The organism is Isoptericola sp. NPDC056605 (assembly GCF_042792795.1).
Lineage (GTDB): Bacteria > Actinomycetota > Actinomycetes > Actinomycetales > Cellulomonadaceae > Isoptericola.
Genome location: NZ_JBHTVT010000011.1, coordinates 1 through 24,759 on the forward strand (window position 1 = coordinate 1; position 24,759 = coordinate 24,759).

Consider the following 24,759-nt stretch of genomic DNA (forward strand, 5'->3'; position numbering starts at 1 on the left):
GGGGCGCGGCGGGCGGGCCCGGGGGGGGCCCGGCCGGCGCTCCTTGTCGGGTCAGCCGATCCGGCGGCGGTAGATCGCGACCGCGAGGCCGTACGAGACGGCGAGGATGCCGACGAGCCAGGCGAGGGCGACCCAGATGTCGCTGCCGACGGGCTGCTCCGCGAACAGGGCCCGGACGGTGTCGACGACGGACGTCACGGGCTGGTTCTCCGCGAACCAGGCCACCGGGCCGGGCATCGTGTCGGTGGGCACGAACGCCGAGCTGATGAACGGCAGGAAGATCAGCGGGTAGCTGAAGGCGCTCGCGCCGTCCACCGTCTTCGCCGAGAGCCCGGCGATCACGGCCAGCCAGGTCAGGGCGAGGGTGAACAGGGCGAGGATGCCCGCCACCGCGAACCAGGCGCCCACGGAGGCCCCCGTGCGGAAGCCCATGAGGAACGCGACCGCGATGACGATGGCGACCGAGACCATGTTCGCCACGACCGACGTGAGCACGTGCGCCCACAGGACGCTCGACCGGCCGATCGGCATGGACTGGAAGCGGTCGACGATGCCGCCCTGCAGGTCGAGGAACAGCCGGTACGACGTGTACGCGATGCCCGACGCGATGGTGATCAGCAGGATGCCGGGCAGCATGTAGTTGATGTACGACTCGTCGGACCCGGTGTTGATCGCGCCGCCGAAGACGTAGACGAAGAGCAGCATGATCGCGATCGGGGTCACCGCGGTGGTGATGATCGTGTCGGGGCTGCGCAGGATGTGCCGCAGGGAGCGCCCGGTGAGGGTGCGGGTGTCGGCGAGGGCGTGGGTGGTCATCAGGATTCCTTCTCGGTACCGGTCGCACCGACGAGCGAGAGGAAGACGTCCTCGAGGGACGGCTGCTTCTCGACGTACTCGACCTTGGCGGGCGGGAGGAGCTGCTTGAGCTCGGCGAGGGTGCCGTTCTGGATGATCGTTCCCTGGTGCAGGATCGCGATCCGGTCGGCGAGCTGTTCGGCCTCGTCGAGGTACTGCGTGGTGAGCAGCACGGTGGTGCCGTTGCTGGCGAGCTGCTTGACGGTCTGCCAGACGTCGATCCGCGCCTGCGGGTCGAGGCCCGTGGTGGGCTCGTCGAGGAACACGATCGGCGGGTTGCCGATGAGGCTCATCGCGATGTCGAGACGACGCCGCATGCCGCCGGAGTAGGTCCCCGCGCGGCGGCCGCCGGCCTCGGTGAGCGAGAACCGGGCGAGCAGGTCGTCGGCGATCTCCCCGGGGTGGGGCAGGTGCCGCAGCCGGGCCACGAGCACCAGGTTCTCGCGTCCGGTGAGGACCTCGTCGACGGCGGCGAACTGGCCGGTGAGGCTGATCGACTCGCGCACGTCGCCGGGCTTCGCCGCGACGTCGTGCCCGTGCACGGTGGCGGTGCCCGCGTCGGCCTTGAGCAGCGTCGACAGGATGCGCACCAGCGTGGTCTTGCCGGCGCCGTTGGACCCGAGCAGGGCGAAGATGCTCCCGGCGGCGACGTCGAAGTCGACCCCGCGCAGCACGTGCAGCTCGCCGAACGACTTCTCGATGCCTTGGACGTGGATCGCGGCGCGGGCCGCGCCGTCGGACTGGGCGGTGGTCATGTCCGGTTCTCCGATTCTGCGAGGTGAGTGGTTCACGGCCGGCGGACGACGACGTCGCCGAAGCCGGTGCTGGCGTGGATCTCTGCGGTGGCCTCGTCCTCGACCGGCCCGTCCGTGGGGGTCAGGAGGTTGCGGACGGAGCCGTTCTCGGACGAGACGTCGAGGTAGGCGGCGGTGCCCTCGGGCACCCCGACCTCGATCGACCCGAACGAGGACGTGAGGGTGACGTCGCCGGACTCCAGGTTGTTGACCCGGATGCTGGCGTGCGCAGACTTCGCGGTGAGGGTGCCGCGCACGCGGCTCACGGCGATGTCGCCGTGCGCCCCGAGCACCTCGAGGGTGCCGGTGACGGAGCCGACGGTCGTGGTGCCGTTGCTGGCGCGGATCGTGCCGTCCCCGAGGACCTCGTCCACGAAGACGGACCCGGCGCTCACCTTGACGTCGAGGGAGCCGGTGACGCGGCCCGCGGTCGCGGAGCCGGCGGAGAGCTTGAGGTCCAGCCGCTCGACGTCGTCCACGCGGGCGTTGCCGGCGGACAGCGTCATGTCGACGGCGGCGAGCGTGCCCTCGGCGTAGAGCGAGCCGACCTTGCCGCTCAGCGACGAGCCCTCGGGGAGCTCGACGGTGATGTCGGCGGTGCCGGACGCGAAGGGCAGCACGTACTGCTTCCACGAGCCGGGGTAGGTGATCGAGACGGCGTCGCCGTCCCGGTCCACGCGGACCGACTCGGCGGCGCGGGCGCTGCCGGACTTGGCGTTGGTGGGCAGCACGGTGACGACGACGTCGTCGCGCTCCCCGGCGACGACGTGCACGTTGGCGAACGGCACGTCCACGAGGACGGGGACGGGCTGGGTGGCGGGGAAAGTGGGCATGACGGGGCTCCAACAGTGGTGTCGGTGTGGTGTCAGGGGGGACGGGGGCGGTGCGGTGCGGGGCCGTGCGAGGGGATCAGCGCACCCAGCCGGTGACGCGGCCGGAGCCGCGCTGCTGCGGACGGGCCTGCGCGGCCGGACGTCCGGTGGACTGCTCGAGCGCGGCGGCGACCGCGCGCACGAGCCACGTGTTGACGGAGACGCCGTCGCGGGCGGCGGCGGTCTCGGCCTGCGTCTTCAGGTGGTCCGGCAGGCGCAGGGTGGTGCGGGTGGTGGCGCCGCCCTCGGCCTCCGCGGCCGGCGCCGCCGGGGCGTGGTCCGCCTCGGGGGCGGCGGCGACGGCGGAGGGCCGGGCGGGTACCGCGACGACGAACTCGGGCGAGCCGCCGCGGAGCCGGATGTCGACCGAGCCGGGGGCCAGCTCGGCGGAGATCTCCCCCGCCGCGTCCGACAGCGCCTCGAGCAGCACGAGCCGGGCGGCCGCGTCGAGCGGGGCGGTCAGGCGGGAGGCCAGCTCCCGCGCCTCGTCCCCGCCGGCGGCGGCTGCGGTGCCGAGCTGCTGCTGCAGCTCGTCGACATATCTCGTGAGGTCCATGGCTCCACTATGACACCACCGTGGTGTCATCGCAAGACCTTTGACGTCATTTCTGATGTCACGCTGATGTCGACTGGTGTCAGAGTGGCGGGGTGCCCGCGTCGTCGCAGGTCAGGAGCACGTCACCGGTCGCGGGACTAGCGTGGCGTCGTGACCAGATCCCCGGAGGGCCCCGACACCACGGTGCGCGGCGTGCGCCTCTTCGACGACGTCCGCCCGGACGAGACGGACCGCGCCTACCTGCCCGGCATGAGCAGCGCCTGGAAGATGCCCTGGTACGACGTGCAGAGCTGGTGGCGGCGCGCCGGGCGGCTGCACCGCCGCACCGTCGAGCTCGCCGGGATCGCCGCCGGGCAGCGGGTCCTCGACGTCGGCTGCGGCACCGGCAACCTCTCCCTCGCCGTGCTGCGCGCGGTACCGGACGCCGCGGTGACCGGCCTCGACCCGGACGGCGCCGCCCTGCGCCGCGCGGCGCGCAAGGCCCGCCGCCGGCGGGTGGGACGTCGCGGCTCGCTCACGCTCGTGCGGGGCTTCGCCGACCGGCTGCCCGCGGCCGACGGCACCGTCGACCACGTGCTCTCCTCCCTCGCCCTGCACCACGTGCCGATGGACGAGAAGCGCCGGTTCGCCGCCGAGCTCGCTCGCGTGCTGCGCCCCGGCGGCACCGTCACCGTCGCGGACCTCGACGCCCCCGGGCACGGCGGCGGTCACGGGCACGGCAGCGGGCACGGGCACGGCGGGCACGGGCACGGCGAACCAGCGGACGGCGAGCACGAGCACGGCGGCCACCGGCACCACCGCGGGATCGGTGCGAACCAGCACCGGGAGGACAACGCCGACGGCGGCATCCAGCGCCTGCTGACGGACGCCGGGCTCGCGGACGCGCGCGAGGTCGGCCGCGCGACGTTCATGCACACGACCGTGATGTGGGTGCAGGCGCGCCGGCCCTGACGCGCCCCGGCGGTCCCCCGCCGGCTCAGGACCTCCCGGCGTCGGCCTCGGCGGCGACGAACTCCGGCGGCGGGGCGAACTGGGAGAGCACGAGGTCGGCGCCGAACGGGTCGCGGATCGTCGCCTCCCGGGTCCACTCGGTGTCCTGGGTCGCGTGCACGACGGCGCCCGCCCGCTCGGCGGCCTCGGCGGCGGCGTCACGGTCGGCCACCGCGAAGACGACCGACCAGCGGGCCGGACCGTCCGCGGGCAGCACCCCCGCGACGACGTCCGAGAACCCTGGCGGGACGAACTCCTGCCGCTCGTGGATCCCGGGGTCCACGGTGCGGGCCAGGTGGTCGCCGTATCCCCGCACGCGCGCCATCCCGGCGCCCAGGTCGTCGCTGCGCTCCCAGCCGAGCAGCGGCCCGTAGAACCGCAGCGCGGCGTCGACGTCGGGGGTGAGCAGGTTGCTGAAGTTCCAGGTGCCGGGCTCGTTGACGCGCTGGGCCCCGGCGCGGGCGCCGGCCCGCCAGAGCCGGCTGGGCGCGCCCTCCGGGTCGACGATGCGCGCCATCCATCCCGCGGCCTGCCCGGGCGGGCCCACCTGCTGCGGGGGCGAGCTCACCACCCCGCCCAGCTCGGCGACGCGGGCCGTCGCGGCCTCGATGTCGTCGACGGCGAGGTACGTGTGCCACGCCGGCTCCCCGTCGTACCCCGGGTCGGGCGTGGCGACGGCGGCGATCGCCGTCTCGTCGGTGCCGTCCCACGACGCCACGGCGTAGCGCCCGGGCGCCCCCTGCGGCAGCTTCTCGGTGAACCGCCAGCCGAACAGCGCGCCGTAGAACGCGAGCGCCGCGTCGACGTCGGCGACCTCCAGGTCGATCCAGCTCGGGACCCCGTGCGGGTAGGTGTGCACCATGGACCCACCCTGCACAGGCCCTCCGACATCTCGCCCGGCGACGGCGACGGTCTCGTCGCCACCACGTCGCCACGACGTCACACCGCGGGCAGCTCGTCGTCCGCCGACGGGTAGGAGGCCTGCGCGCCGGGCGACCGCACGGCGTACGCGCCGACGCGGGCCGCCGTCCGGGCGGCGTCGACGAGCCCGTCGCCCCGCGCCAGCCCGTGGGCGAGCGCGCCGACGAACGCGTCGCCCGCCCCCGTGGTGTCGACGGCGCGCACCCGCGGCGCCGGGACCGCCGTCACGTCGCCGCCCTGCCCGACCAGCGCGCCGCGGGGCCCGAGCGTCAGCACGACCGACCGCACCCCGCGCGCGAGCAGCCCCCGCACCAGCTCCTCCTCGCCGTCACCCGGCGGGACGTCCAGCGCGGCGGCGACCAGCCGTGCCTCGTGCTCGTTGAGGACCAGCGGGTCGGCGCGCAGCAGCACGTCCGGGTCGACGTCGAGCACCGGGGCGAGGTTGACGACGAGCCGTCCGCGCGCGGTGCGGGCCGCCGCCTCGATGGCGGCCCGCGGGATCTCGCCCTGCAGCACGAGGGTCCCGGCGGCCGCGACCAGCCCGGCGTGCGCACCCACCACGGCCTCGTCGACGGCCGCGTTGGCGCCGGGGACGACGACGATGGAGTTCTCGCCGTCGTCGCTCACGGTGACGATCGCGATGCCGGTCCGGTGCCCGGGCACGACCGCCAGCGCCGCGAGGTCCACCCCGGCGGACCGGAGCCCCGCGAGCGCCGCGTCGGCGAACTCGTCGTCGCCCACCGCGCCCACGAACGCGACGTCCGCGCCGAGCCGGGCGGCCGCGACGGCCTGGTTGGCCCCCTTCCCGCCGGACATGACCCGCATGCCGTGCCCGAGGACCGTCTCGCCGGGTGCCGGGTGCGCCGCGACGCCGACCAGCAGGTCCGCGTTGGTGGACCCGACGACCACCACGCGAGCGGTCGATGGCGTCACCGAACGCATTCTCGTCACCTCGCCGTCGTGCGTGACCCTCACGCCCCGGACACGATGACACACGGGGCGCCCGCGCTCGCTCCGCGACCGACGTTCACGCACCGTTGAGGCGCGCGTCACCGGCCGGCGCTAGCGTCGACCGCGTGATCACGCCCACCAGGCCCACCCTGCGACGACGCACCCTCACCGCCGCCACGGCACTGGCCGTGGCCCTCCCCACCGCCCTCCTCCCCCTCACCGCGAGCGCCCACGGGGGCGGCGGCGGGCACGACGGCGGGCACGGCAGCGGGCACGGTCCCGACCGCTCGCTGCGCGTGGCGACGTACAACCTGTCGCTGAACCGCGCGACGGAGGGCGAGCTGCGGGCCGACCTGGCCACGGGCGACGACCCGCAGGCGCGCACGGTCGCGGAGGTGATCCAGCGCGCGGACCCGGACGTCGTCCTGCTCAACGAGTTCGACTTCGACGCCGACCACGCGAGCGTGGACGGGTTCCGCGAGCACTACCTCGAGGTGTCGCAGGGCGGCGCCGACCCGGTGCGCTACCGCTACGCGTACACCGCGCCGTCGAACACGGGGGTCCCCAGCGGCCTCGACCTGGACAACAGCGGCACGGTGGGCGGCGGCAACGACGCCTTCGGCTTCGGGGAGTTCGAGGGCCAGTACGGGATGGTCGTGCTGTCCAAGTACCCGATCGACACGTCGGGCGTGCGGACGTTCCAGCACTTCCTGTGGAAGGACATGCCGGGCGCGTTGCTGCCCGACGACCCGGCCACGCCCGAGCCCGCGGACTGGTACTCCCCCGAGGAGCTCGACGTCGTGCGGCTGTCCAGCAAGTCGCACTGGGACGTGCCGGTCCGCGTGGGCCGCCAGACCGTGCACGTGCTGGCCTCGCACCCGACGCCGCCCACGTTCGACGGGCCGGAGGACCGCAACGGCCGGCGCAACCACGACGAGATCCGCTTCTGGGCCGACTACGTGACGCCCGGCAGGGCGTCGCGCTACGTCTACGACGACGACGGCCGGCGCGGCGGGCTGCAGCCCGGCGCGCGGTTCGTGATCCTGGGCGACCAGAACGCCGACCCGTTCGACGGCGACTCCGTGGACGCGGCCGTCGACCAGCTCCTGGACCACCCGCGGATCACCGACCCGCGGCCGACGTCGGACGGCGCCGTCGAGGCGGCCGCCCTCCAGGGCGGCGCCAACGCGACCCACCGGGGCGACCCCGCCCTGGACACGGCCGACTTCGCCGACACCGCCCCGGGCAACCTGCGGGCCGACTACGTGCTGCCGTCGAAGGGCCTGAAGGTGCGCGACGCGGGCGTGTTCTGGCCGACCCGGGCCGACCCGCTGTCGCGGCTCACCGGCACCTACCCGTTCCCGTCCAGCGACCACCGGCTGGTGTGGGTGGACCTGCGCGCCGGCTGAGCCGTGGCCCCGCCCGGAAGATGCCCGGGGAATCACCCGGGCAGCGCCCCGGGGTCGCTGGCGAGCGCCCCGGGGCGGTCGCACGCTCGAAGGTGCTGTGTCCCTCACCGTCGAGCCCGGGAGATCCCATGAGACGCGCCCTCACCGCGGCCGCCGCAGCAGCGACGGCGCTGCTGCTCGCCGCCGGCCCCGCCGCCGCCCACGGCGGCAAGCCCGCACCGAAGCCCCCGACCGTCACCGACGTGGCCACCGGCCTCGTCAGTCCCCTCAGCGCCGCTGCCGGCGCCAAGGGCACGAACTACGTCACGCAGAACTTCGCCGGCCTGCTCACCGAGGTCGACCGGCGGGGCCGCACCTCGGTCCTCCACGCGTCCGCGAACGGCGAGGAGGTCGGCGGTGTCTCGTACCGCGACCGGCGCCTCGCCTTCACCGAGACGCTCATCGACGACCAGCAGGGCCCGGTGGCCTCGAGCATCAAGACCCTGCGCCTCGACCGGCACGGCAACCCGGTCGGACAGGCACGCACCCTCGCCGACATCCGCGCGTACGAGAACGCGAACAACCCGGACGGCGACGTCACCTACGGCTTCCGGGACGTCGACCAGTCCTGCCTGGACCAGGCGCCGCCGGACGGCATCCCCGTCTTGTACCAGGGCATCCAGGACTCGCACCCGTACGCGACGACGCAGGCCCGCGGTACGACCTTCGTCGCCGACGCGGGCATGAACGCGATCCTGTCCGTCAGCGACCGCGGCCGCGTGCGGACCGTCGCGGTGCTGCCCGCCCAGCCGGCCGTCGTCACCGCGGAGGCCGCGGCGATGTTCGGCCTGCCGGACTGCGTCGTCGGCGAGACGTACTGGTTCGAGCCGGTCCCCACGGACGTCGAGATCGGCCCGTGGGGCCGGCTCTACGTCTCGACGCTGCCCGGCGGGCCCGAGGACGAGAGCCTCGGCGCGCGGGGGTCGGTCTACCGGGTGAACCCGTGGACCGGGTCGGTGCGGAAGGTCGCGGGCGGCTTCCTCAGCGCCACGAACCTCGCCGTCTCGCCGAAGGGCGACGTGTACGTCGCCGAGATGTTCGGCAACCGGATCAGCACGGTGAAGCACGGCGGGCCGCGGTCCGTCGTCGCGATCGACGTGCCCGGCGCCGTCGAGTGGTCCGGCAAGGGCCTCCTCGCGACGGCGAACGCGTTCGACCCGACGGCGGGGCCGACCGACCCGCCGCAGGGCCGTCTCGTCAGCATCGACCTGCACGCGAAGCACCACCACCACGGGCATCGCTGACGCCGTGGCGACACGGGTCGGGCCGGTCGGGACCGAGGTCCCGACCGGCCCGATCAGCGCGGTCGGGTCAGGGCGTGAGCACCCGGGCCTGCTGCTGGGCGAGGACGCTCAGCTCGGCGGCCTTGAAGGCGTGCTCCTGCGTCATCGCGTTCTCGGTGCGCTCCAGGCAGTCGAGGATGAGCTGCCCGAAGTAGGGGAAACCGACCTGACCGTCCGCGACCAGGTGGTGCTCGCCCTCGCCGTCGACGAGGAACACGTGCCCGCCGCCCTCGCCGGTGCCGACGTTGACGTACTTGCGCAGCTCGATGTACCCCTCGGTGCCGAGGATGATCGTGCGGCCGTCGCCCCACGTGCTCAGGCCGTCCGGAGTGAACCAGTCGACGCGCACGTACCCGGTGGCGCCGTTGTCCATGACGATGCCGGCCTCGCCGAAGTCGTCCAGCTCCGGGTGGTCCGGGTGGTGGTAGTTCGCGACGGCGGCGTGGCTGATCTCCGCGTCCTTCGCGCCCGCGTAGTGCAGCATCTGGTCGAAGTTGTGGCTCCCGATGTCGCACAGGATGCCGCCGTACTTCTCCTTCTCGAAGAACCAGTCCGGGCGGCCGGTGCCGAGGCGGTGCGGGCCCAGGCCCATCACCTGGAGCACGCGGCCGATCGCCCCGCGGTCGACGAGCTGCTCGGCCAGCACGGCGGCCTCGACGTGGATGCGCTCGGAGTAGTAGACGGCGTACTTCTGGCCGGTGCTGGCCGTGGCCTCGCGGGCGGCGGCGAGCTGGTCGAGCGTCGTCAGCGGCGCCTTGTCCGTGAAGTAGTCCTTGCCCGCCTCGATGACCCGCAGCCCGAGCGGCGCGCGCTCGGAGGTCACCGCGGCGCCCGCGACGAGGCGCACCTCGGCGTCGTCGAGGATCTCGGCCTCGCTGCGCGCGACCCGCACGTCGGGGAACTTGCTGCGCATCACCTCGACCTTGGCCGGGTCGGGGTCGTACACCCACTTCAGCGTGCCGCCGGCGCCCGCGAGCCCCTCGCACATGCCGAAGACGTGGCCGTGGTCGAGGCTGGTCGCCGCGAAGACGAACTCGCCCGGCTCGACGACGGGCGCGGGCACGGGGTTCGGCGCGTAGGCGGCGCCGCTGGCGGTGCCCGTCGGGTTCGCGCTCATGCCTTCGCCCCCACGGTGATCGCGCCCGGCAGCTCGCCCACCGAGGCCGTCTTCTCGAAGAACCGCGGCGCCCGCTCCACGAGGGTGCCGGTGCGGTAGAACGGGTCGTCCGGCGACAGCGGCAGGTCCACGGTGCGGCGCTCGATGCCCGCCTCGTAGATCGCCGTGACCAGCTCGATGGCGCGGCGGCCGTCCTCGCCGTCGACGGCGGGACGACGGCGCTCGCGCACGGCGTCGAGCATGTCGGCGATCTGCCCGGCATGGCCGGTGTGCTCCAGCGGCCGGTGCGCCGCCGCGACGGCCTCGATCTGCGCGACGCGCTCCACGTCGTCCTCGTCGGCGGGGAAGCCGTTCGGGTTGGCCAGGTTCGCCTCGACCTTCCACGGCTGCGAGACGCGGGCGTCGCGGCCCTGCACGACGATGGCCTGCTCCTCGCCGTGGCTCACCACGGAGGCGGTGACCTCGGCGAGCGCGCGGTCGTACTGCAGCACGCTCACGGACAGGTCCTCGACCTCGGCGTTCTCGTGCGCCGCGTTGGTGAGCACCGACGTCACGGCCTTCGGGGAACCGAGCATCCACAGGGTCATGTCGAGGTGGTGGATGGCGTGGTTGAGCGTGCAGCCGCCGCCCTCGCGCTCCCAGGTGCCGCGCCACCACAGGTCGTAGTACTCGGTGCCGCGCCACCAGGCGGAGCTGACCTGCGCGTGCGTGACCGGGCCGGCGAGGCCGGAGTCGAGCACCTCCTTGAGCGTCGCGATGTCGTCGCGGAAGCGGTTCTGCGCGACGACGGACAGCAGGCGCCCGTTGTCCTTCGCGGCCGCGATCATCGCGTCGCACTCCTCGAGCGACGGCGCCATCGGCTTCTCGACGAGCACGTCGACACCGGCCTCCAGGGCCTGGATCGACAGGGCGGCGTGGGTGGACGGCGGCGTCGCGACGCTGACGAGGTCGAGGCGCTGCTCGGCGGCGAGCATCTCGGCGGCGTCGGTGTAGACGCGGGCGCCGTCGAGCCCGAGCTCCGCGCGCAGGGCCTCGGCGCGCCCCGGGGCGGGGTCGCACAGCGCGACGATCTCGCACTCCTCCCCGAAGCGCTGGTAGCCGTCGATGTGCGCCCGGGCGATCCCGCCCGTGCCGACGATCCCGATGGTGAGCATGGTTCCTCCGATGGAACAGCGAGCTGGCGGTCCGGCATGATACGTATCATGCGACGGTGATCAGGGTGGCCGGAGGGCCGTCGACCTGTCAAGGCGAGAGGTGAGGGAGGTCATACTGTGGCGATGTCCCACCCGCCCACCAGCCGCGACGTCGCGCGCCTCGCCGGGGTGTCGCAGGCGACCGTGTCCTACGCGCTCACCGGGCGCGGCACCATCTCGGCGGCCACCCGCGAGCGGGTGCTCCAGGTGGCCGAGTCCGTCGGCTACCGGCCCAACCTCGCCGCGCGGTCCATGCGCACGCGGCGGTCCGGCCGGCTCGCCGTGGTGACCGGAGCGACCCTGGACCACCAGCTCCGGGTGCTCACCGGCGCCGGCGAGGTGGCCGAGGCCGAGGGCTACGTCATGGAGACGCACACGATCGACGGCACGGTGGAGCAGCGCACCACGCGCGTGCACGAGCTCGCCGCGAGCCGCCAGTACGAGGGCGTCCTGGCCCTGGTGCCCGTGCTGCCGGAGGTGCTCTCCGACCCGTCCGCGCCGGCGGACGACGCCACCCCCGTCGTCGCCGAGGCGGCGTTCGACGAGCAGATGCGCAGCCTGGGCGAGCTCGCCGACGCCGGCACGGTCGAGGTCTTCGTCGCAGCCCTCGTCGCCGCGGGGTTCCGGCGCTTCGTGCACGTCGGCGGCCCCGACCACTACGCCTCCGCCCGGGCACGGCGCGACGTCTACCTCGCCTCGGTCGCGCGCGCGGCCGCCGACCCCGCCACGAGCGACGTCGTGTCCCTCGGCGTCCTCGGCGGCTCCTGGTCGGGCGACGACGCGCGCCGCGCGGTCGCCGGGCTCCCCGCCGACGCACCGCCCCTGGCCGTGATCGCCGCGAACGACCATCTCGCCGCCGGCGTGGTCCGCGGCGCCGCCGAGCGCGGCTGGTCGGTACCCGGGGACCTCGTCGTCACCGGCTGGGACGACGTCGAGATGGGGTCGCTGATGATGCCGTCCCTCACCACCGTCGCCGTCGACTTCCCCGAGGCCGGCCGCACCGCGATGCGCCGGCTGGTCGCGACCGTGCGGGGCGAACCCCGCCCGGGGCCCGGCGCGCCGATCCACCGCATCGTGTGGCGCGAGTCCACCGGCGGCGTCGCCGGCCCGGCCGACCCGCCTACCCTGGGCGCGTGACCGAGCCCCGCACCCTCCCGCCGTTCGCCTCCGACAACTACGCGCCCGCGCACCCGGACGTCCTGGCCGCGGTCGCCGCGGCGAACGACGGGTACGCCGTCGCGTACGGGGACGACCCGTGGACGGCCCGGTTCGACGTCCGCATCCGTGAGGTCTTCGGCACCGGGGCGCTCGCGTTCCCGGTGCTCAACGGCACGGGCGCCAACGTCGTGTCGCTCACCGCCCTGTCGCCGCGCTGGGGCGGCGTCGTCGTGTCCGACGTCGCGCACGTGAACACGGACGAGAACGGCGCACCCGAGCGGGTCGGCGGCCTCAAGCTGCTCGCCTGCCCGTCGACGGACGGCCGGATCACGCCCGACGACGTCGCGCGCTGGGCCGGGCAGCGCGACGACGTGCACCGCGCGCACCCCGCCGTCCTGTCGCTGACGCAGTCCACCGAGCTCGGCACGGTGTACCCGCTCGACGACCTGCGCGCGCTCACCCGCGTCGCGCACGACCTGGGGATGGCCGTGCACGTGGACGGCTCCCGGCTCGCGAACGCCGCCGCGTCGCTCGGCTGCTCGCTGCGGGCGCTCACCACCGACGCCGGCGTCGACGTCGTGTCGCTGGGGGCCGCGAAGAACGGCGGCATGCTCGGCGAGGCCGTGCTCGTGCTCGGGCCCGACGACGCCCCGGACGCCGCGTCCGCCCGCGCGCGGCAGGCGGCGTCGGCCGCCGTGCCGTTCCTGCGCAAGGCGACGATGCAGCTGGCGTCCAAGACGCGGTTCGTCTCCGCGCAGCTCCTCGCCCTGCTCGGCGAGCCCGGCGACCCGGCCGACGACGAGCCGCTGTGGCACCGCAACGCCGCGCAGTCGAACGCGATGGCGGCCCGGCTGCGCGCCGGGCTCGAGGCCCTCCCCGGCTCGGACGAGGACGGCGTGCGCGTCACCCGCCCCACGGAGGCGAACGCCGTCTTCGCCACGCTCCCCCGCGCCGCCGCCGACCGGCTGCGCGCCGTCGCGCGCTTCTACGACTGGGCCGACGGCGAGACGCCCGGCCGCGTCGAGGTGCGGCTCATGTGTGCCTGGGACACGGCGCCGGGGACGGTCGACGCGTTCGTCGCGGCGGCCGCCGACGCCCTCGCCTGATCACCGCGACAGCTCGAGGGTCGCGGCGTCGTGGTCCTCGAGGTTCCGCAGCCGCCGCACGGGGCTGAGGCCCACGATGACGGGCCCGAGCAGCAGCACGAACGCGGACCCGAGCAGCACGGCCCGGTTCCCCACGTGCGCGGCGAGCACGCCGGCTGCGAGCGACCCGAGGGGGATCATGCTCCAGGAGACGAACCGCACGGTCGCCATCACCCGTGACAGGAGCTCGGGCGGGCTGGCCACCTGCCGGTAGGTGCGCGTCACGACGCTCCCCGGCACCACGGACGCCCCGAACACCATCGTGCCGACGGCGAAGCAGAGCCACCCGGCGGCACCGGCGCCGAGCGGGATCAGCAGCGCACCGACGAACCCGAACAGCCCGTCGAACAGCAGCACCCGCGCGGACCCGAAACGCCGCACGAGCCAGGGCGTGGCGGCCGCCGCGAGCAGGGAGCCCACGCCGTCGGCGGCGAGCAGCACGCCGACCATCGCGGGCGGGGCGTCGAGGTCGCGCACCAGGTAGAGCGCGAACAGCCCCGCCTGCACGCCGCACACGAGGTTCACGACGCAGGCCCACCACGTCGCCGGCGCGATCACCGGGTGCCGCACCACGAACCGCCAGCCCTCCGCGATCATCTGCCGCATCCCGGGCCGCGTCTCCCCCTCGCCGAGGGCGGGCTCGCGCCGCTCGGGCAGCCGCCGCAGCAGCAGGGCCGACACGACGTACGTCACGGCGTCCACCAGCAGCGCGGGCACGGCGCCGACCGCCTGCACCAGCAGGCCCGCGACCGACGGCCCGCCGAGCTGCGTGGCGGCCTGCGTGCCCGAGACGAGGCTGTTGCGGCTGGTCAGCTCGTGCTTCGGCACCACCGTCGGCAGGAAGGTCGTGTTGGCGGTGAAGAAGAACACCTCGGCCACGTTCACCGCGAGCGCCGCCAGCACCAGGTGGGCCAGCGACAGCTCCCCGAGCCACCACACGAGCGGGACGGCGAGGATCGCGGCGGCACGCACCAGGTCGGCCACCACCTGCGTGGCGCGCAGCGGCAGCCGGTGCACGATCGCGCCGGCGGGCAGGCCGAGCACCACCCAGGCGAGGTACGACGACGCGGCCAGCAGGCCCGTCTCGACCGGGCCGGCGTCGAGCACGGTCACCGCGGCGAGCGGCAGCGCGACGGTCGTGACGGCGGTGCCGACGCCGCTGGTGGTGCTCGCGGCCCAGTAGGTCCAGAACGGCCGTGCACTCGTGGCCATCGGCCACCTCCTCGCTGTGGACGGCCGCCCCGGGAACAGGTGGGGCGTGACCGCGTTGTAAGTTCCAGATTGGAACTTACCCTACGGCGCGGGATGGACGCGCACCCCGGCCCGGCGAGAGGATGACCCCCATGCGCCGCGAGGACCTTGCCGACAGCTCGTGCGGCATCGCCCAGTCCCTCGGCGTCGTCGGCGACTGGCAGAGCCTGCTGATCGTGCGCGAGGCCGCCGCCGGCGTCACCCGGTTCGAGGGCTTCGACCGCGAGCTGGGGCTGTCGCGCCGAGCCCTCACCGAGCGGCTCGGCGGCCTCGTCGAGCACGGCGTCCTGGAGAAGGTGCCGTACTCCGAGCGCCCGCCGCGCCACGACTACCGGCTCACCGCCCGCGGCGAGGGCCTGCTGCCCGTGCTGCTCGCCCTGCAGGAGTGGGGCACACGGTTCGTCCTGGGCGACGGCGAGGTCAGCGGAGCGCTGGGCGACGGCGACCTCGCGCGGGCCCGCGCGCTCGAGGGCACGCGGGTGCCCGACGTCGCCCTCACGGCGCACGACGGCTCCACCGTGCGGCTCGTGGACCCCGACCGGTGGACCGCCCTGTTCTTCTTCCCCGGCGCGTACGCTCCCGGCACCCACGGCTACCCGCCGCGCTGGGGCGACGTGCCCGGCACGGCCGGCTGCACGCTCGAGTGCGTCACCTACGGGCGTCGGCACGCCGACCTCGAGGCGGCGGGGGCGCGGGTGCTCGGCGTGAGCACGCAGCACCCCGAGCAGCAGGCCGCGTTCGCCACCCACGCCGAGCTCCCCTACCTGCTCGCGTCGGACCAGGACGGGCTCGCGGCGTCCGCGCTGCGCCTGCCCGTGTTCCGCGCCGGCGGGTCCGACCGGCTCAAGCGCGTCACGCTCCTGGTGGACCCGTCCGGCGTCGTGCGGCACGTGCAGGCGCCGGTCACCGACCCCGCCCAGTCGGTCGACGACGTGCTCGACCTCGTGCGCGAGCTGGCGGCCACCCCGTCGGCGGGGACGGGGACGGCGGCGGCGAGGACCCGGCGTTAGGGTCGGAACGAACCGGAGCCGGCGGAAGGAACCCCCACCATGACCAGCCCCTACATCCCGTCCGACCACCGCTACCCGCACGTCGCCGAGGCGTCGGTGCACGTGACCCAGCCGCCGGAGCGGGTGTGGGCCGAGCTCATGCATCCCGGCGCTCGCTGGATGCTGGGCGCGAACATCGAGACCGACTTCCGGCCGGGCAGCCCGATCACGTTCGAGGGCCACTTCTTCGGCCGCCAGTTCGCCGACAAGGGCGTGGTGATCGCCGTCGACCGCCCCCGCCTGCTGCACTTCACCCACTTCTCGCCGCTGGCGGAGCTCGCGGACGTCGAGGACAACTACCACGAGATTCGCATTACTCTCGAACCGGACGAGACGGGTACGGTCGTGTCCGTGAGGCAGGAGAACATCGACACGGCCCAGCACGCGACGAACTCGCAGGCGCACTGGCAGGACGCGCTCGCGACCCTCGCCCACCGCGACGGTGCGCCTGCCCGGCACGCGTGACCTCCCGCCGGCCGGCGCCGGCCGGCGCCCTCGCGCTCCTCACCGCCGTCCTGCTCGCCGCGTGCTCCGGCGCGGGCACCGAGCCGTCGCCCGGACCGGCGTCGTCCGCCGCCCAGGGCTCGCCGTCGCCGAGCCCCTCGACCGTGTCGCCGAGCCCCTCGACCGTGTCGCCGAGCGCCTCACCGAGCGCCTCACCGAGCTCGACCCCGACCCCCACCCCGGAGCCCACCGGCAGCCAGCACCCCGATGACGTGCTGGCGGGCTGGAGCCTGGAGCAGAAGGTCGGCCAGCTGCTCATGGTCGGGGTGTCCGTGAGCGACCCGGCCGCCGTCAGCGCCGAGTCGGTCCGCGACAAGCACGTGGGCAACGTGTTCCTGCACGGCCGCAGCACGGCGGGCGTGGACGCGACCCGCGAGCTGGTCGACGAGTACACCTCTCTCGTGTCCCGCCGCTCGACGCACGGCACGCCGCTGCTCGTCGCGACCGACCAGGAGGGCGGCCTGGTCCAGGTGCTGCGGGGCCAGGGGTTCTCCGAGATCCCGAAGGCCACCGAGCAGGCCACGTGGAAGCCGGCCACGCTGGAGAAGCGCGCACGGGGCTGGGGCGACGAGCTCGCCGCCGCCGGCGTGAACCTCAACCTGGCGCCCGTGATGGACCTCGTCGACGAGGACGCCGCCGCGGACAACCCGCCCATCGGCTACTTCGGCCGGAACTACGGCTACACGCCGCGGTCCGTGGTGCGCTCCGCGAACGCGTTCGGCGCCGGGCAGCGGGCCGCCGGCGTCGAGCCCGTGATCAAGCACTTCCCGGGGCTCGGCCGCGTCACGCAGAACACCGACACCGACGCCCGGGTGACCGACGACGTCACCACCCGCGACGACGCGTCCGTGCGCGTCTTCGCCCGCGGGATCGAGGCGGGCGCGCGCTACGTGATGATGTCGAGCGCGGTGTACGACCGCATCGACCCCGACGCTCCCGCCGTGTTCTCCCCCGTCGTCGTGGGGGACGTCCTGCGCGGCGACCTGGGGTTCGACGGCGTCGTCATGACGGACGACGTGTCGGCCGCCGCCCAGGTGCAGGACCGGTCCCCCGGCGAGCGTGCCGTGGACGCCGTCGACGCCGGGGTGGACCTGGTGCTCGCGTCCGCGGACCCGTCCGTCGCGCCCGCGATGGCGGACGCCCTGGTCGCGAAGGCCCGCACCGACCCGGCGTTCGCGAAGAAGGTCGACGCCTCCGCGCGCCGGGTGCTGGCCGCCAAGGACGCGTCGGCCGGCTGACGCCCACCCCCGCATCGAGGCCCGTGGTCCGCCCTCGGCGAACCTCGTTGACCCGGGCAGCGGCGCGGGTCTTGGCTGACCGCATGAGCGCCACTCCCTCGCTGGACCCGGAAGAGCTCCGCCAGGTCGCGTCGTCGTTCGGCGTCGACGCCGCCGCCTACGACCGGGCCCGCCCGCGCTACCCCGACGCGCTGATCGCGGCGGTCGCGGACGCCGCGCGCGACGCCGCCGCGGGCCCGGTGCCGCGCGTGCTCGACGTCGGCGTGGGCACCGGGATCGTGGCGCGGCAGCTGCGCGCGGCCGGCTGCGACGTGCTCGGGGTGGACGTCGACGAGCGCATGGCGGAGGTCGCGCGGCGCGACGGTTTCGAGGTCGAGGTGGCACGGTTCGAGGAGTGGGAGCCGGCGGGCCGGTCGTTCGACGCCGTGACCGCCGGCCAGACCTGGCACTGGGTGGACCCCGTCGCCGGGGCGGCCCGAGCCGCGGACGTCCTGCGCCCCGGCGGCGCGCTCACGGTGTTCTGGAACGCGGGCGACCCGCCGCACGACCTGGCCGTCGCGTTCGCCGAGGTGTACCGGGAGGTGCTCCCGGGCACCCCGCTGGCGGCCACCGGGACGGCGTCGGCGGAGACCGCCTACCGGCAGATGGTGGAGGCCGCGGCCGACGGTCTGCGCCGCACCGGCCGGTTCTCCGCGCCGAGCGAGCGGCGCGACACCTGGGAGCGGACCTACACGCGCGACGAGTGGCTGGCCCTGGTGCCCACGACCGGCGTCGCCACCCGGCTCCCGGCCGCGCGGCTCGAGCCCCTGCTCGCGGGGCTCGGCGCCGCGATCGACGCCGCCGGCGGCCGCTTCGTGCAGCAGGGGTTCACGCTCTCGGTCGGCGCCGTGCGCGTCTGACCTCGCGCGGCGGGAGCCCGGGCGGCGGGCGAGGATCGAGCATGGCCCGCACCGCCGGCGACGTCCTCGCCGCCGCGATCCGCACCCACGCGGAGGCGGTCCTGCGCGGGCACGACGACGTCCGGGCGGCCGCGGTGCGGGCGTCGGGTGCGCCGGAGGCCGCGCCCGACGCGGTGCACGACGCCCGGGTGGCGGTACGGCGCCTGCGTGCCACGCTGCGCGTCTTCCGGGGCTGCACGGCGCCCGAGCCGGGCACGGTCGAGGCCCTCACCTGGTGGGTGCGCACCCTCGGCGCGGCGCGCGACGCCGAGGTGCGGCGCGCCGGCCTGGCGGCGCTCGCCGCAGACCTCGAGCGCCCGTCGCCGGACGTGCTCGCGGGGCTGGCGACGCTCGACGGCACGCTGGTCGCGGCCGACGCCGCCGCCCGGGCGGAGGTCGCGACGGCGCTCGCCTCGGCCCGGTGCCGGGACCTCACGGCGCGGCTCGACGTGCTCGCCGCCGCGCCCCCGCTGGCCGACCGGCCCGGGACGCCGGCCGCGACGGCCCTGCGACCCGGCGTCGAGCGCGAGCTGGCCCGGGTCGGGCGCCGCGCGGGTCCGGTGGCCGCGTGGCGTGACCCCGGATCGGGCGACCGGCCGGCGCCCGGCGTCGTGCACCGGCTCCGCAAGGCGGCCCGGCGGGCGCGCTATGCCGCCGAGGTGCTCGCCGGCTCCGGGGACCTCGCCACGGACCGGTGGGCGGACGACGTCGTCGCGCACCATCGCGAGCTGCAGGACCTGCTGGGCAGCGTGCACGACGCGGACGTGCTGCGCGCGACCCTCCTCGACCTGTCCGGGCCGCGGACCGCCGCGGCCGTCGCCGCGTGCGTGCGGCTGGGCGACGAGCGCGCGGCGCAGGCTCTCGCCGCCGCGGCCGCGGCCGTCCGCTGAGGGGCCGAGAGACCTTCGAGCACGCGATCCGTACCGCCGGACGGAGGGTTGGCGGTACGGATCGCGTGCTCGAGGTGACGGTCAGTGGCCGCCGGAGACCAGGAAGACCAGACCGAAGGCGATGGCGCCGACCACGACGCCCATGCAGGCGATGGCGCCGGCGAGGCGGGCCGCCGACGGGCGCGGGATGGCGACCACGCGCGACGTCGGAGCGTCGTTCGCGTCGCCACCGCGCGGAGCGGACGACGGCGCGGCCTGCGCCGCCGCCGGGTCGGCCGACGTCGTGCCGGCCAGCAGCCGCAGCCCGAGCGCGAAGAGCGCGGGGATACCGGCGCCGACGATCAGCCCGGCCACGAGGACCTGGCCGAGGGCGCCCCACTCGATGAAGTTCATGCTCCCACCTTCGGGTTGGACGGGGCGCTGACGGTGCCCACGGCGCCGACGGCCGGCGCGACGGACGAGGCGGTGGCCACGGCGGGCACGGGCCCGACGCGCTCGCCGCCGGCCTCGCCGGTGGTGGCGGCGACGGGCTCGACGGACGCGCCCTTCTCCTCGTCCCACGCCTCGTTGACGTTGGTGTGGTCGACGGGCTTGCGGCGCGACGCGACCCAGATGGCCGCCGAGGTGACGACCAGCAGCAGGAAGACGGCGATCGTGCCGGCGGCGCCGCCGATGGACGACTCGAGCCAGTGGCACAGCGCGCCGACCAGGCCGGCGGCGGGGAGGGTGACCATCCAGGCCACGAACATGCGGCCCGCGACGCTCCACCGGACCTTCGCGCCCGGCATGCCGACGCCGGACCCGAGCACGGAACCGGTGGCGACGTGCGTCGTCGAGAGCGAGAAGCCGAAGTGGCTGGACAGCAGGATGACGGCGGCGGACGACGTCTCGGCGGCCATGCCCTGGCGGGTGTCGATCTCGACAAGCCCCTTGCCGAGCGTGCGGATGACGCGCCAGCCGCCCAGGTAGGTGCCGACCGCCATCGCGACGGCGCAGGACACGATGACCCAGAACGGCACGCCGGAGTCGGCCGGCACGGCGCCGCCCGCGATGAGCGCGAGCAGGATGATGCCCATCGACTTCTGCGCGTCGTTGGTGCCGTGCGCCAGGGAGACGAGCGACGCGGAGCCGATCTGGCCCCAGCGGAAGCCGCGGTTCGTCACGTCCTGCGGCACGCCGCGCGTCAGGCGGGCCACGAGCCAGGTGCCCACGCCGGCCACCGCGATGGCGACCACGGGGGCGATGAGGGCGGGCACGAGCACCTTGGCGATCACGCCCTCCCACAGCACGCCCGACGTGCCGACGGCGGCGAGCACGGCGCCCACCATGCCGCCCACGAGGGCGTGCGAGGAGCTGGAGGGGATGCCGAACAGCCAGGTGATGAGGTTCCACACGATGCCGCCGACCAGGCCGGCGAGCACGACGGGCAGGGTGATCACCCCGGCGTCGACGATGCCCTTGGCGATCGTGGCGGCCACGGCGAGGGAGAGGAAGGCGCCGACGAGGTTGAGGACGGCGGACAGCGCGACGGCGGTCCGGGGCTTGAGGGCTCGGGTGGCGATGGAGGTGGCCATCGCGTTGCCCGTGTCGTGGAACCCGTTCGTGAAGTCGAAGGCGAGTGCGGTCACGACGACGAGCGCGAGCAGAAGCGTCTCGGTCACGGCACCCATCGTGGGGGGTGAACCCGAGCGTTTTCGACCGCCGGTGGGCCGTTCGGTGAACTGTTCCGGGACTGTTCACCTGTTGTTCATCTGGCAGCGGCGTGTCGTGCTCGCGCGTGGCGGACGGCGTCCGCGAGAGCTACCGCGGGGGTGGCGCGGAGCCTCCGTAGTGCGCCGCCAGACGGCGCAGCCCCTCGTCGACGCTCACCCCGGGAACCCAGCGCAGGTCGCGGTGCGTGGCGCGCTGGTCGAACCAGTGCGCGGTGGACAGCTGCTCGGCCAGGAAGCGCGTCATGGGCGGCTCGTCGGCACCGGGGCGCACCCTCCAGACGGCCTCGACGAGGCCGCCGGCCGACCGCGCCAGGCCCGCGGGCACGCGCCACGCGGGGGGCCGCACGCCCGCGGCACGGCAGATGCCGGACAGCAGGTCGGCCACGGTGCGTGGCTCGCCGTTCGTCAGCACGTACGCCCGGCCGCCGACGACGTCGGGCGTGTCGGCGAGGCGGTCGAGGGCCGCGAGCATCCCGTCGGCGGCGTTGTCCACGTAGAGCGTGTCGATGAGCGCCGCGCCGCGCCCCAGCAGCGGCAGGCGGCCGCGGGCCGCGCGGTCGACGACGCGCTCCACGAGCTGGGTGTCCCCCGGACCCCAGACGATGTGCGGCCGGACGGCGACCACGCGCATCCCTCCGCGACCGGGTCCTGCGCCGGCGGCGTCCCGACCCAGGGCGAGCACCTCCGCGCCGGCCTTGGTGCGCGCGTACTCGCCGCGCGCCCCCTCCGGGTCGGCCGGGGTGGCCGGCGCCCCGACCAGGGAGGTCCCCAGGTGCGCGACCGACGGCGAGGACACCTGCACGAACCGGCGCACGCCCGCGCGCTCGGCGGCGTCCAGCAGGGTCCGCGTGCCGCCGACGTTCACCTCGTGGAACTCCGCCGGCGAGCCCGCCAGCGACACCTTGGCCGCCAGGTGCACGACCGCGTCGGCCCCGTCGACGGCCCGCGCGACGACGTCCGCGTCGGTGACGGAGCCGAGCACGTCGGCCGCGCCGTCGACGCCGGACGGGCGCCGCTGGAGCGTGCGCACGGCGTCGCCCCTGGCCACCAGGGCGCGGGCCACCGCGCCGCCCAGCAGCCCGGACGCGCCGGTCACCAGGACGGTCCCACGGGGCGCGGGGGCGGTCACGGGTGACCCACCCGCCCGCCGGTGAGCACCCGGTCGGCCCAGGACGCGAGCCGGGTGCGGTCGATCTTGGAGTTGTGCCGCACGTCGGTGGGCATGCGCGGCACGACCAGCACGGCCGCGAGGGGTACCGGCGACGCGGCGCGGACGGCGGCCGCGAGCTCGTCGGGCGCGAGGCCGGGGCGGCGCGCGCGCCCTGTACCGTCGTCGACCGTCTCGACGACGGCCACCGCCTGGTGCACCCCCGCGGGCCCGACGCCGACGACGGCGGCGCGCCGGACCTCGGGCACCCGCTCCACGTGCTGCTCGGTGCCCACCGGCGCCAGGGGCCCGTCGGCCGTGCGCAGCACGTGCGCGAGGCGCCCCTCGATCCACAGGCGGCCCCGGTCGTCCAGGTGCCCGACGTCGCCCGTGCGGTGCCACCGGCCCGGCGGGGTGTCGCGCTCGGCCTCGACGTCGGTGAGCCACAGGCGGTCGTAGCGCTCCTTGAGGTGCCCGGCACGCACCAGGACCTCGCCCAGCACGCCCGGGGCCCCGGACGGCGCGCCCGTCGCCGCGCCGTCGTCGTCGAGCGCGCTGACCAGCACCTCGCCGCCGCCGACGGGCCGGCCCACGCAGACGCCGGCGTCGGGCGCCTCGGCGGCCTCCCGGATCCCGCCGAGCGTGATGTCGGTGACGAGGAGGCACTCCGTCATCCCGTACGGCGTGTGCGGGGTCGCGGACGGCATGAGCTCGGCCGCCGAGCCCAGCAGCTCGGCCGAGATCGGGGCGCCCGTCGAGAGGAACGTCTGCACCCGCGCGAGGGCCTCCCGGTCCCCGGCGTCCAGGACGTCGGCGGTCGCGACGACGTTGAGGATCGCCGCCGGGGACAGGAAGACGATGCGCGCGTCCGAGGCCCGCACCGCGTCGGCGACGGCCCGCGCGGTGAGCGTGGCCGGCGACGACACCTCCATCACGGGCGTGACGGACCGCGTGCCGAGGGCCGGCCCCAGCAGCGCGAACGGGGCGAAGCCGGTGACCAGGCCCGTCTCCGGGCGGACGTCGAAGTGCGCGGCGAGCGCGTCCCGCAGCGCGGACAGCTCGGCGTGCCGGTAGACGACGCCCTTCGCCGGCCCGGTCGAGCCCGACGTGAACAGCACGGCGGCCTCGTCCTGGGGTCCGGGCTCCGGCGGCAGCGGGCGTCCCTCGCCGGCCCGGGCGACGTCGACCAGCTCGTGCGTCACCCCGAGCGCGCGGCGCACGGAGGGCGCCAGCGGCTCGGCCGAGATCCGCACCCCGGGCCAGCCCAGCGCCCGTGCCGCGGCCAGGGCCTTGCGCTGCGCGACGACGAACCGCGGCCACGCGCCCCGCTGCGCGCGCGTCAGGCCCCGCACGCCCAGCCCGGCGTCGGCCACCACGACGACCGCGCCGATCCGCAGGCACGCGTACACCAGCGCCGTCAGCGTCGGCCCCGGCTCCACCAGCAGCGACACTCGGTCGCCGTGCCGCACCCCGATGCCGTGCAGCCCGGCCGCGATGCGCCGCACCTGCCGGTCCAGCGCCCGCCAGCTCGCGGTGAACGGCCGCCCGTCCGCCGTCGTGGAGGTCGTCATGTCCAGCACCGCCGGCGCGTCGTCGTCGGCCCGCGCGTCCAGCGCCGTCCACAGCGGCACGAACGGTGTCGCGGAGTCGTCCGGCGAAGCGGACGGCGAGGTGATGCTCGAGGCGGAGGGGTCGGGAACCTCGGGCACGGATGTACGAATTCCCGAAGTGGAGGGCCCCCTGGGGCCCGTGAACGCATCCGTGCCCGGGGTTGCCGACCCCTCCGCCGACAGCACCTCAGGCAGGAACCGGAAGAGAGCAGGAGTCCAGTCCGCGTCCTCGGCGATCAGGTGCCCGGCGTCGGCGAACCGGTGCACGTGCGCGTGCGGCAGCCGCCGGACGAGGTCGTCGAGGTACCGGTCGGAGAAGATCGGGTCGTGCGGCCCCCACAGCAGGACGGCGGGCACGGTGAGCCGGGCGACGCCGGCGGCGATGCGGTCCAGCTCGGGCGCGCTGGGGTGGGCGCCGTCCACAGGGATGTCGGCGACGAAGCCCTCGATGCCGTCACGCTCGTCGGCGGAGAGGTAGGGCAGGCGGTACGCGGCGGCGACGTCGGCGGCCAGCCGGGGGCGGGCCAGCGACAGCGTCGTCTCCAGGAAGGCACGGGTGGTGCGCGTGCCGAGGCGGTGCACGGGCCCGGCGAGGGCGAGGCGCAGGGGCGCCGGGACGGGCGCGTCGTCCGGCTGGTGCACGGCCGTGTTGAGCAGCGCGACGCCGGCGAGCAGGTCGGGGTGGTCGACCGCCCAGCCGAGCGAGACGACGCCGCCCCAGTCGTGGCCGAGCGTCACGACCGGCCCCGTCAGGCCGAGCGCGTCGGTGAACGCGCCGAGGTCGGCGACCCGGCGCGCGAGCGGCCGGTGCTCCCCGGTGCGCTGCGACAGGCCCATCTCGAGCTGGTCGACGGCGACGACGCGCCACGCGGGCGCGCCGGCGCCGGCGGCGTCCAGCGCGTCGGCGACCAGCCGCCGCCACAGGTACGACCAGGTGGGGTTGCCGTGCAAGGCGAGCACGGTGCCGACGGGCTCGTGACCGCGCGCCGCGAGCTCGGGCCCGTTGTCGAGGTAGTGCCACGACGCGCCGCGCGCGTCGGTGAGCACGTGGCTGTGGCGCGCGTCGAGGCCGGGCAGGCCCGGCGGCACGGTGTCGGCGGGGCGGGGGGTCGTGGAGGGCACGGTGCGGGTCGCCAC

Annotated in this window: 23 protein-coding genes; 10 read left to right on the forward strand and 13 right to left on the reverse strand. The window is 75.5% G+C overall.

Going from position 1 to position 24,759, the window contains the following annotated elements; all coding sequences use genetic code 11:
• Positions 1 to 51: 51 nt before the first annotated feature.
• The 4 genes from ACFQ8Y_RS12515 to ACFQ8Y_RS12530 form a co-directional block, all read right to left on the reverse strand.
• Entirely contained in the window at positions 52 to 816 is a 765-nt protein-coding gene (locus tag ACFQ8Y_RS12515; protein WP_430550949.1) for an ABC transporter permease, read from the reverse strand.
• Complete coding sequence (locus ACFQ8Y_RS12520) at positions 816 to 1,610, reverse strand: ABC transporter ATP-binding protein (protein ID WP_430550948.1); 795 nt, start codon at positions 1,608 to 1,610, stop codon at positions 816 to 818. Before ACFQ8Y_RS12520 ends, ACFQ8Y_RS12515 begins: the two co-directional genes overlap by 1 nt.
• Before the next feature lie 32 nt (positions 1,611 to 1,642).
• Positions 1,643 to 2,482, reverse strand: a complete 840-nt coding sequence (locus tag ACFQ8Y_RS12525; protein WP_430550947.1) for a DUF4097 domain-containing protein — start codon at positions 2,480 to 2,482, stop codon at positions 1,643 to 1,645.
• Positions 2,483 to 2,558: 76 nt separating this feature from the next.
• Positions 2,559 to 3,077, reverse strand: a complete 519-nt coding sequence (locus tag ACFQ8Y_RS12530) for a histidine kinase (RefSeq protein WP_430585644.1) — start codon at positions 3,075 to 3,077, stop codon at positions 2,559 to 2,561.
• 150 nt (positions 3,078 to 3,227) lie between these two features.
• Here ACFQ8Y_RS12530 and ACFQ8Y_RS12535 point away from each other — a divergent pair, with 150 nt between their 5' ends.
• Positions 3,228 to 4,028, forward strand: a complete 801-nt coding sequence (locus ACFQ8Y_RS12535) for a class I SAM-dependent methyltransferase (protein ID WP_430585645.1) — start codon at positions 3,228 to 3,230, stop codon at positions 4,026 to 4,028.
• A gap of 25 nt (positions 4,029 to 4,053) precedes the next feature.
• Here ACFQ8Y_RS12535 and ACFQ8Y_RS12540 read toward each other — a convergent pair whose 3' ends face one another.
• The gene (locus ACFQ8Y_RS12540; protein ID WP_430585646.1) at positions 4,054 to 4,929 is read right to left on the reverse strand and encodes a VOC family protein; all 876 of its coding nucleotides are present in this window, start codon (positions 4,927 to 4,929) and stop codon (positions 4,054 to 4,056) included.
• A 77-nt stretch (positions 4,930 to 5,006) separates the two neighbouring features.
• A complete protein-coding gene (locus ACFQ8Y_RS12545; protein WP_430564407.1) occupies positions 5,007 to 5,930 on the reverse strand; it encodes a ribokinase in 924 nt (307 codons plus the stop codon).
• 134 nt (positions 5,931 to 6,064) lie between these two features.
• Between ACFQ8Y_RS12545 and ACFQ8Y_RS12550 the strand changes: the two genes are divergently transcribed.
• Complete coding sequence (locus tag ACFQ8Y_RS12550; RefSeq protein WP_430585647.1) at positions 6,065 to 7,348, forward strand: endonuclease/exonuclease/phosphatase family protein; 1,284 nt, start codon at positions 6,065 to 6,067, stop codon at positions 7,346 to 7,348.
• Positions 7,349 to 7,476: 128 nt separating this feature from the next.
• A complete protein-coding gene (locus tag ACFQ8Y_RS12555) occupies positions 7,477 to 8,631 on the forward strand; it encodes a ScyD/ScyE family protein (protein WP_430550941.1) in 1,155 nt (384 codons plus the stop codon).
• Positions 8,632 to 8,698: 67 nt separating this feature from the next.
• On the opposite strand, the gene ACFQ8Y_RS12560 is transcribed toward ACFQ8Y_RS12555, so the two are convergent.
• Positions 8,699 to 9,787 (reverse strand): Gfo/Idh/MocA family protein, encoded by a 1,089-nt coding sequence (locus ACFQ8Y_RS12560; protein WP_430585648.1) that lies wholly within the window; start codon positions 9,785 to 9,787, stop codon positions 8,699 to 8,701.
• The gene (locus tag ACFQ8Y_RS12565; protein ID WP_430550939.1) at positions 9,784 to 10,941 is read right to left on the reverse strand and encodes a Gfo/Idh/MocA family protein; all 1,158 of its coding nucleotides are present in this window, start codon (positions 10,939 to 10,941) and stop codon (positions 9,784 to 9,786) included. Before ACFQ8Y_RS12565 ends, ACFQ8Y_RS12560 begins: the two co-directional genes overlap by 4 nt.
• A gap of 123 nt (positions 10,942 to 11,064) precedes the next feature.
• Here ACFQ8Y_RS12565 and ACFQ8Y_RS12570 point away from each other — a divergent pair, with 123 nt between their 5' ends.
• Both ACFQ8Y_RS12570 and ACFQ8Y_RS12575 read left to right on the forward strand, forming a co-directional pair.
• On the forward strand, positions 11,065 to 12,117 hold the full coding sequence (locus ACFQ8Y_RS12570) for a LacI family DNA-binding transcriptional regulator (protein WP_430550938.1): 1,053 nt from the start codon (positions 11,065 to 11,067) through the stop codon (positions 12,115 to 12,117).
• Positions 12,114 to 13,244, forward strand: a complete 1,131-nt coding sequence (locus ACFQ8Y_RS12575) for a threonine aldolase family protein (protein ID WP_430585649.1) — start codon at positions 12,114 to 12,116, stop codon at positions 13,242 to 13,244. Before ACFQ8Y_RS12570 ends, ACFQ8Y_RS12575 begins: the two co-directional genes overlap by 4 nt.
• On the opposite strand, the gene ACFQ8Y_RS12580 is transcribed toward ACFQ8Y_RS12575, so the two are convergent.
• Positions 13,245 to 14,495 carry an MFS transporter gene (locus ACFQ8Y_RS12580; protein WP_430585650.1) on the reverse strand — a complete coding sequence of 417 codons (1,251 nt, stop codon included), beginning with the start codon at positions 14,493 to 14,495 and terminating at the stop codon, positions 13,245 to 13,247.
• Between the two features lie 131 nt (positions 14,496 to 14,626).
• Between ACFQ8Y_RS12580 and ACFQ8Y_RS12585 the strand changes: the two genes are divergently transcribed.
• From ACFQ8Y_RS12585 to ACFQ8Y_RS12605, 5 genes are all read left to right on the forward strand, one after another.
• Positions 14,627 to 15,544 (forward strand): winged helix-turn-helix transcriptional regulator, encoded by a 918-nt coding sequence (locus ACFQ8Y_RS12585; RefSeq protein ID WP_430585651.1) that lies wholly within the window; start codon positions 14,627 to 14,629, stop codon positions 15,542 to 15,544.
• Between the two features lie 39 nt (positions 15,545 to 15,583).
• Positions 15,584 to 16,048 (forward strand): SRPBCC family protein, encoded by a 465-nt coding sequence (locus tag ACFQ8Y_RS12590; RefSeq protein WP_430550934.1) that lies wholly within the window; start codon positions 15,584 to 15,586, stop codon positions 16,046 to 16,048.
• Positions 16,045 to 17,325 carry a glycoside hydrolase family 3 N-terminal domain-containing protein gene (locus ACFQ8Y_RS12595; RefSeq protein ID WP_430585652.1) on the forward strand — a complete coding sequence of 427 codons (1,281 nt, stop codon included), beginning with the start codon at positions 16,045 to 16,047 and terminating at the stop codon, positions 17,323 to 17,325. The genes ACFQ8Y_RS12590 and ACFQ8Y_RS12595 overlap by 4 nt, the downstream gene beginning before the upstream one ends.
• An 83-nt stretch (positions 17,326 to 17,408) precedes the next feature.
• A complete protein-coding gene (locus ACFQ8Y_RS12600; RefSeq protein WP_430585653.1) occupies positions 17,409 to 18,224 on the forward strand; it encodes a class I SAM-dependent methyltransferase in 816 nt (271 codons plus the stop codon).
• 41 nt (positions 18,225 to 18,265) lie between these two features.
• Entirely contained in the window at positions 18,266 to 19,153 is an 888-nt protein-coding gene (locus ACFQ8Y_RS12605) for a CHAD domain-containing protein (RefSeq protein WP_430585654.1), read from the forward strand.
• A gap of 81 nt (positions 19,154 to 19,234) precedes the next feature.
• Here the strand turns inward: ACFQ8Y_RS12605 and ACFQ8Y_RS12610 are convergent, their stop codons facing one another.
• From ACFQ8Y_RS12610 to ACFQ8Y_RS12625, 4 genes are all read right to left on the reverse strand, one after another.
• Positions 19,235 to 19,546, reverse strand: coding sequence for a hypothetical protein (locus tag ACFQ8Y_RS12610; protein ID WP_430585655.1), 312 nt, complete (start codon positions 19,544 to 19,546; stop codon positions 19,235 to 19,237).
• Complete coding sequence (locus tag ACFQ8Y_RS12615; protein WP_430564418.1) at positions 19,543 to 20,814, reverse strand: anion permease; 1,272 nt, start codon at positions 20,812 to 20,814, stop codon at positions 19,543 to 19,545. Before ACFQ8Y_RS12615 ends, ACFQ8Y_RS12610 begins: the two co-directional genes overlap by 4 nt.
• Positions 20,815 to 20,953: 139 nt before the next feature.
• Positions 20,954 to 21,961 carry an NAD-dependent epimerase/dehydratase family protein gene (locus tag ACFQ8Y_RS12620; RefSeq protein ID WP_430585656.1) on the reverse strand — a complete coding sequence of 336 codons (1,008 nt, stop codon included), beginning with the start codon at positions 21,959 to 21,961 and terminating at the stop codon, positions 20,954 to 20,956.
• A gap of 29 nt (positions 21,962 to 21,990) precedes the next feature.
• Entirely contained in the window at positions 21,991 to 24,759 is a 2,769-nt protein-coding gene (locus tag ACFQ8Y_RS12625; RefSeq protein WP_430585657.1) for an alpha/beta fold hydrolase, read from the reverse strand.

What these genes read in the sequence shown, in the direction of transcription:
- ACFQ8Y_RS12515 (WP_430550949.1), bottom strand. Translation starts at nt 816, where the DNA reads ATGACCACCCACGCCCTCGCCGACACCCGCACCCTCACCGGGCGCTCC.
- ACFQ8Y_RS12565 (WP_430550939.1), bottom strand. Translation starts at nt 10,941, where the DNA reads ATGCTCACCATCGGGATCGTCGGCACGGGCGGGATCGCCCGGGCGCAC.
- ACFQ8Y_RS12605 (WP_430585654.1), top strand. Translation starts at nt 18,266, where the DNA reads ATGGCCCGCACCGCCGGCGACGTCCTCGCCGCCGCGATCCGCACCCAC.
- ACFQ8Y_RS12580 (WP_430585650.1), bottom strand. Translation starts at nt 14,495, where the DNA reads ATGGCCACGAGTGCACGGCCGTTCTGGACCTACTGGGCCGCGAGCACC.
- ACFQ8Y_RS12530 (WP_430585644.1), bottom strand. Translation starts at nt 3,077, where the DNA reads ATGGACCTCACGAGATATGTCGACGAGCTGCAGCAGCAGCTCGGCACC.
- ACFQ8Y_RS12600 (WP_430585653.1), top strand. Translation starts at nt 17,409, where the DNA reads ATGAGCGCCACTCCCTCGCTGGACCCGGAAGAGCTCCGCCAGGTCGCG.
- ACFQ8Y_RS12570 (WP_430550938.1), top strand. Translation starts at nt 11,065, where the DNA reads ATGTCCCACCCGCCCACCAGCCGCGACGTCGCGCGCCTCGCCGGGGTG.
- ACFQ8Y_RS12555 (WP_430550941.1), top strand. Translation starts at nt 7,477, where the DNA reads ATGAGACGCGCCCTCACCGCGGCCGCCGCAGCAGCGACGGCGCTGCTG.
- ACFQ8Y_RS12585 (WP_430585651.1), top strand. Translation starts at nt 14,627, where the DNA reads ATGCGCCGCGAGGACCTTGCCGACAGCTCGTGCGGCATCGCCCAGTCC.
- ACFQ8Y_RS12540 (WP_430585646.1), bottom strand. Translation starts at nt 4,929, where the DNA reads ATGGTGCACACCTACCCGCACGGGGTCCCGAGCTGGATCGACCTGGAG.
- ACFQ8Y_RS12590 (WP_430550934.1), top strand. Translation starts at nt 15,584, where the DNA reads ATGACCAGCCCCTACATCCCGTCCGACCACCGCTACCCGCACGTCGCC.
- ACFQ8Y_RS12610 (WP_430585655.1), bottom strand. Translation starts at nt 19,546, where the DNA reads ATGAACTTCATCGAGTGGGGCGCCCTCGGCCAGGTCCTCGTGGCCGGG.
- ACFQ8Y_RS12545 (WP_430564407.1), bottom strand. Translation starts at nt 5,930, where the DNA reads ATGCGTTCGGTGACGCCATCGACCGCTCGCGTGGTGGTCGTCGGGTCC.
- ACFQ8Y_RS12560 (WP_430585648.1), bottom strand. Translation starts at nt 9,787, where the DNA reads ATGAGCGCGAACCCGACGGGCACCGCCAGCGGCGCCGCCTACGCGCCG.
- ACFQ8Y_RS12525 (WP_430550947.1), bottom strand. Translation starts at nt 2,482, where the DNA reads ATGCCCACTTTCCCCGCCACCCAGCCCGTCCCCGTCCTCGTGGACGTG.
- ACFQ8Y_RS12520 (WP_430550948.1), bottom strand. Translation starts at nt 1,610, where the DNA reads ATGACCACCGCCCAGTCCGACGGCGCGGCCCGCGCCGCGATCCACGTC.